The following is a 5,798-nucleotide window of genomic DNA, read 5'->3' on the forward strand; positions in this document are numbered from 1 at the left end:
CGTAACCGTCCGGCCAACTCACCTTCCTGACCCCGACGCCAAAGGCGATGGTGTCCACCTAATTTAAGTGGACACCATTTCTAGCCTTTTAAGCGGGTCTTTCCATGCAGTCACAACGCCGTTCCTATTCAAAATCCTTCAAGGCCCAAGTTGTCCAAGAGTGCGCCCAGCCCGGCGCATCGATTGCCAGCGTCGCGCAGAAGCACAGCCTTAACGCGAACCTCGTACATAAATGGATTAGGGTACTCACGAACAAAACTATGGCGCTGCAACCTGCTTTCATTCCAGTGCCCTTGCCGCTAGCCGGAGGACATTCGCAGGCAGCTTCATCAAGTATCTGCATTGAAATCCAGCACCCGCGTGGCACCGTCAAAGTGAACTGGCCGACCGAAAGCGCTGTCGCCTGTGCCACCTTTCTGCGAGACCTGTTGGAATGATTCGGATCGATGCCATCTGGCTTGCCACCGAGCCTATGGACATGCGCGCCGGTACCGAGACCGCGCTGGCCAGGGTGATCGCGGTGTTCGGTGTGGCGAAGCCGCACTGCGCATACCTCTTCGCTAATCGCCGTGCCAACCGAATGAAAGTCTTGGTGCATGACGGTGTGGGCATTTGGCTGGCAGCGCGACGATTGAACCAAGGCAAGTTTCATTGGCCCGGCATCCGTCACGGATCGGAAGTCGAACTCGATAACGAGCAACTTCAAGCCTTGGTACTGGGTTTGCCGTGGCAGCGGGTCGGCGCAGGCAGCGCGATCACAGTGCTTTAGCCCCTGCCATTAGCCCATCGGTTTATCGCTGTTGACGACCTGCTCTGACACAATCAGCGGCATGACTTCCTCGCCCAATCTCGACCAGATGACACCGGAACAGCTGCGCGGCTTGGCCGAACAGGCTATGCAGTTGCTGTCCCAGGTCGACTCCATGAGCCAGAAAATCCAACGCCTCGAAACGGTCAACGAGCAACTGGCTCATGAAATCGCCATCCTCAAGCGACACAAGTTCGCCAAGCGCAGCGAGCAACTGAGCCCCGACCAAGGCAGTCTGCTTGATGATCTGCTCGATACCGATATCGCAGCTATCGAAGCCGAGCTGAAGGCAGCCAATCCGCCGGCCGCACCGGCCGAGCCACGTCATAAGCCCAAGCGTGCACCACTGCCGCCGCAGTTTCCGCGAACCGTGATCCGTCACGAACCAGAGAATACTCAGTGCGTGTGCGGCTGCCAGCTTCAGCGAATCGGCGAAGACGTCAGCGAGAAGCTCGATTACACTCCGGGCGTGTTCACAGTTGAGCGGCATGTGCGTGGAAAATGGACGTGCCGTCAGTGTGAAACACTGATCCAGGCGCCTGTACCGGCCCAAGTGATCGACAAGGGCATCCCGACCGCAGGCCTTTTGGCCCACGTGATGGTGGCGAAGTTCGCCGACCATTTACCGCTGTACCGGCAGGAGAAGATTTTTGGTCGGGCCGGACTGCCCATCGCCCGTTCGACACTGGCGCAATGGATCGGACAGACCGGTGTGCAGCTCCAGCCTCTGGTCGATGCGCTGCGTGAGCATGTGTTGGCCCAGGGCGTGATCCACGCCGATGAGACCCCGGTTCAGATGCTCGCACCAGGCGAAAAGAAAACCCACCGCGCTTACGTGTGGGCCTATAGCACCACGCCTTTCTCGGCCCTAAAGGCCGTGGTCTACGACTTCAGCCCCAGCCGTGCCGGCGAACATGCGCGTAACTTCCTGGGCACGTGGAACGGTAAGCTGGTCTGCGATGACTTCGCCGGCTACAAGGCCAGCTTCGAGCTGGGCATCACCGAAATCGGCTGCATGGCCCATGCACGCCGCAAATTCTTCGACCTGCATGCAGCCAATAAAAGCCAGTTGGCGGAGCAGGCGCTTCACTCGATTGGCGGGTTGTATGAAGTCGAGCGACACGCCAAGGAAATGAGCGACGAAGCCCGCTGGCGATTACGTCAGGAAACAGCGGTGCCCATCGCTGAAAAACTGCATGAGTGGATGTTGGCCCAACGCGAACTTGTGCCCGAGGGTTCGGCCACGGCCAAGGCCCTGGATTACAGCCTTAAACGCTGGGTAGCGCTGACGCGCTACCTGGAAGATGGTGCTGTGCCCATCGACAATAACCAGATCGAGAATTTGATCCGGCCGTGGGCGCTTGGGCGCTCGAACTGGTTATTTGCCGGGTCGCTGCGCAGTGGAAAAAGGGCGGCGGCAATCATGAGCCTGATCCAGTCGGCGCGTATGAATGGGCACGATCCGTATGCCTATCTCAAGGATGTACTGATGCGGCTTCCGACACAGCGGGCGAGCGAAATCACGCAATTACTCCCGCAGCATTGGATGCTTGCCTGAGGCAGGCTAAGTGGACTTCGCCAAATAGTCAGCTCAAAGGCTGATTGGCATCAACAATTCGGAAGCGACTTTTCTCAGCATGTAGGTTTCGCGCAGAATTGACTGCCCCATCGAAGACTCGTGACGCTGCATGACGGCTTCATTGTGTGCGATGGCTTCATGCAGGTTGATCCAGACAGGCCGCATACCATTAGCGATTTCGTGGCTTTCCATTCTCACCGGCTCTAGCTGGGGCGCTACTTCGCATTGATAAAAATGCGAGGTCATGTGCATCAGATCGTACTGTGGCTTTTGGTAGGGCCGGTACTCCTCGATGTAACCGTAGTGCTGGAGCACCTGTATTTCACGAGCACCAGTCTCTTCCTCAAGCTCACGCTTCAGGCCTGCGACAATGTCCTCGTCACCATCAAGGCCGCCTCCAGGAAAGCTGAAATCGTTATAGCGCTCGGTGAACAGCAACAGGATCTGTTCACCCCGCATCACGATGCCGCGAGCTGCATGTCGACGGAATACTCTGCCCTGCTTGGATTTCAGCTCGGGGTGAACAATTTCAGTTATGAGTTGCATGTGGTCTCGTAGCGGCAAGATCAGTTAGTCATCGTCCAGGGTGGCCACGGTATTTCCTCAGTTCTGGAAATACTGTGGCCAGTGGAACTGGCTCAGCGAAGCAGCAATAAGGGTACAGTGGATGTACGCAGCATCGTCGTGGTCGTGCTGCCTATCAGAAACTGCCTGATGCGTGAGTGCCCGTACGCCCCCATGACCAAGAGGTCAATGCCGTGCTCTGCCTGATACGCATGCAGTGTGGACTCTACTTCGCCTGGGCGGATCTCGGAATGCACCAGCGAGCCGGAAGACGCAAGCGTGGTTCGTGCCTTCTCCAGCGCGTTCTGGTTGTCTTCAGAATCCGTTCCAACCATGACGATATGAATTGGCAGGCCTTCGCACAGCGGGCTTGAAGCAAGCATCTGTAAGGTCTTGTGGCCTGTTGCGCTGCCGTCAAATGCCACCATGACCGTTTCAGGTTTCCTGAAATGGCTGGTTGTAATCAGGGTGGGGCGGTGGATAGTTCGGACTATCGCTTCAATCTGGCTGCCAAGACTTTGGGCACTGCGCGTGCTGTCCTCACCGACTCTTCCAATCACCAGTAACCGAATATCGTCTTGGAGATCGCTCAGGCTCTCGACGAGATGGCCATGGCGCTGCTTCATATCAGGTGACATGGCGCCAGAGTGAACTGTTCGCTCGCGAGCTTTTTCAAGCATGTGCTGCCCATGCTCCAACGCCAGTTTTGCCCGCTGCGCATCCAGCATGGCCAACTCTTCCAGCAGATGTTCTCTGCTACCGAGACCGATATTGCCGCTGAGGTCAGCGGATGCAGGATATTTCTCCTTATCCAGCACATGAAGCAAGGTCAGGGGAGCGCTGAGTCGTTGCGAGGCCCATGCTGCGTAATCGCAGACCGCCAATGAGGATTGTGAGTTATCAATGCATGCCATTACGCGGGTCATTGTCGTTCTCCTTAGTGGCTCATGAGCTTGTCGATGGCACCGGGTTTGTCATGCACGCCGAAGCGGTCAACGATTGTCGCGCTGGCTTCATTGAGACCGAGCACTTCAACCTCAGCGCCTTCGCGTCGGAACTTGATCACGACCTTATCCAGCGCTGCGACGGCGGTGATATCCCAGAAATGCGCCTGTGTGAGATCGATGGTGACCTTGTTGAGCGCCTCCTTGAAGTCAAAAACCTCAGTGAACTTGTCCGCAGAGCTAAAGAACACCTGGCCCACGACGCGGTAAGTCCGATGCGATTTCGTCTCTTCAAGAGTGCTCTTGATATCCAGGTAGTGCCCGACCTTGTTTGCGAAGAACAGGGAGGCCAGCAGCACACCTACCAGTACGCCGTAAGCCAGATTGTGAGTGGCCACGACGACCACGACGGTCGCCACCATGACGAGGTTGGTCGACAGCGGATGCTCTTTCAGATTACGCAAGGAATCCCAGCTAAAGGTGCCGATGGACACCATGATCATCACAGCCACGAGTGCCGCCATAGGGATTTTGGAGAGCCACTCGCCAAGAAATACCACCATCAGCAGCAGGAAAACGCCGGCACACAATGTCGAGAGACGGGTGCGGCCACCAGATTTCACGTTGATGATCGACTGGCCGATCATGGCGCAACCTGCCATGCCGCCAAGCATGCCGGCAGCGATGTTGGCCACACCCTGGCCTTTGCACTCGCGGTTTTTGTTGCTGGTGGTGTCGGTAAGGTCGTCGACGATGGTCGCGGTCATCATTGATTCGAGTAGACCCACTACTGCCAACGCAGCCGAGTACGGGAAAATGATGCGCAGGGTTTCAAAATTCAGCGGAACTTCAGGCCAGAGGAAGATCGGGAGCGTATCAGGCAGTTGGCCCATGTCACCGACGGTGCGGATATCCAAACCGAGGTAAATGGCGATGGCAGTCAGCGTCAGAATGCACACCAATGGAGAGGGAATCACCTTGCCGATTTTCGGTACATACGGGAACAGGTAGATGATTCCCAGGCCCGCAGCGGTCATGGCATAGACATGCCAGGTGACATTGGTCAGCTCAGGCAATTGCGCCATAAAAATCAGAATCGCTAATGCGTTTACGAAGCCGGTGACTACCGAGCGTGAAACAAAGCGCATCAACGAGCCGAGCTTCAGGTAGCCGGCAAGGATTTGAAGTACGCCACATAGTAGCGTCGCGGCCAGCAGGTACTGGAGTCCATGCTCTTTTACCAGCGTAACCATCAGCAGTGCCATGGCGCCTGTCGCCGCCGAGATCATTCCGGGGCGCCCGCCGACAAAGGCGATGACAGCACAGATACAGAAGGAGGCGTAGAGACCGACTTTGGGATCTACCCCGGCGATGATGGAAAAGGCGATGGCTTCCGGGATCAGCGCGAGTGCGACCACCAGCCCCGCGAGCACGTCGGCACGGACGTTGGAAAACCACGTTTGTCTAAGTTTTTGCAGCATATAAATATCCAAGGCAAAGCATCGCGCACGCCAAGGGAGTGGCGAGCGAATCGATACAAATTCAAATTTTGAGGATTTTTTGCTGTGTGCTTAAGGTGTAAAACCAGGCGTACAGCAGTGAGCACCCGCGAGCGAGGCTAGCGGAAGCAGGTTGTTGCGAGGGGGCGTAGCGCTAAGGCGGCGTAGGCTGCCAGTAGATCGTTTGGAGTACAGTCATGCTGATGTTCCTGTAGCTCAAGGGGTATGCGGAGCCGAAGTATACAATGAAGCCATCGTCGATTGCGACCCGCTGGCAGGCTCTGCATGACCTACGTCAGATACAGGCTTATTCAATGGGTATACCTGCGGGCAAGGCTTTGTTTTCCACCCGTTCTTGTCCGAGCTGGTCTGTGTGCTGAGGGGTGAGTTGGCCAGACGGTTAC

6 protein-coding genes are annotated in these 5,798 nt (G+C 56.6%); 3 read left to right on the forward strand and 3 right to left on the reverse strand.

Annotation, left to right across the window (positions count from 1 at the left end):
- The first annotated feature begins 104 nt into the window (after positions 1-104).
- The 3 genes from CKW37_RS32125 (at position 105) to CKW37_RS32135 (ending at position 2,366) form a co-directional block, all read left to right on the forward strand.
- Positions 105-437, forward strand: a complete 333-nt coding sequence (locus tag CKW37_RS32125) for a transposase (RefSeq protein WP_009684096.1) — start codon at positions 105-107, stop codon at positions 435-437.
- Positions 434-769: an IS66 family insertion sequence element accessory protein TnpB gene (gene tnpB / locus CKW37_RS33420; RefSeq protein WP_009684097.1), complete on the forward strand. Its 336-nt coding sequence runs from the start codon at positions 434-436 to the stop codon at positions 767-769. The genes CKW37_RS32125 and tnpB overlap by 4 nt, the downstream gene beginning before the upstream one ends.
- A 61-nt stretch (positions 770-830) precedes the next feature.
- Positions 831-2,366, forward strand: coding sequence for an IS66 family transposase (locus CKW37_RS32135; RefSeq protein ID WP_009684098.1), 1,536 nt, complete (start codon positions 831-833; stop codon positions 2,364-2,366).
- A 33-nt stretch (positions 2,367-2,399) separates the two neighbouring features.
- On the opposite strand, the gene CKW37_RS32140 is transcribed toward CKW37_RS32135, so the two are convergent.
- The 3 genes from CKW37_RS32140 to CKW37_RS32150 all read right to left on the reverse strand — a co-directional run bounded on the left by CKW37_RS32140 (position 2,400) and on the right by CKW37_RS32150 (position 5,376).
- Positions 2,400-2,933 (reverse strand): NUDIX hydrolase, encoded by a 534-nt coding sequence (locus CKW37_RS32140; protein ID WP_009684099.1) that lies wholly within the window; start codon positions 2,931-2,933, stop codon positions 2,400-2,402.
- Positions 2,934-3,025: 92 nt separating this feature from the next.
- Positions 3,026-3,877, reverse strand: a complete 852-nt coding sequence (locus tag CKW37_RS32145) for a universal stress protein (protein ID WP_012316922.1) — start codon at positions 3,875-3,877, stop codon at positions 3,026-3,028.
- Between the two features lie 11 nt (positions 3,878-3,888).
- The gene (locus CKW37_RS32150; RefSeq protein WP_009684101.1) at positions 3,889-5,376 is read right to left on the reverse strand and encodes a SulP family inorganic anion transporter; all 1,488 of its coding nucleotides are present in this window, start codon (positions 5,374-5,376) and stop codon (positions 3,889-3,891) included.
- Between the last annotated feature and the right edge of the window lie 422 nt (positions 5,377-5,798).

Origin of the sequence: Pseudomonas sp. Irchel 3E13, from assembly GCF_900187455.1 — a bacterium.
Lineage (GTDB): Bacteria > Pseudomonadota > Gammaproteobacteria > Pseudomonadales > Pseudomonadaceae > Aquipseudomonas.

Excerpts from the sequence above, each read along its gene's own strand:
- CKW37_RS32135 (WP_009684098.1), top strand. The coding sequence starts at position 831 with ATGACTTCCTCGCCCAATCTCGACCAGATGACACCGGAACAGCTGCGC.
- CKW37_RS32125 (WP_009684096.1), top strand. The coding sequence starts at position 105 with ATGCAGTCACAACGCCGTTCCTATTCAAAATCCTTCAAGGCCCAAGTT.
- CKW37_RS32145 (WP_012316922.1), bottom strand. The coding sequence starts at position 3,877 with ATGACCCGCGTAATGGCATGCATTGATAACTCACAATCCTCATTGGCG.
- tnpB (WP_009684097.1), top strand. The coding sequence starts at position 434 with ATGATTCGGATCGATGCCATCTGGCTTGCCACCGAGCCTATGGACATG.
- CKW37_RS32150 (WP_009684101.1), bottom strand. The coding sequence starts at position 5,376 with ATGCTGCAAAAACTTAGACAAACGTGGTTTTCCAACGTCCGTGCCGAC.
- CKW37_RS32140 (WP_009684099.1), bottom strand. The coding sequence starts at position 2,933 with ATGCAACTCATAACTGAAATTGTTCACCCCGAGCTGAAATCCAAGCAG.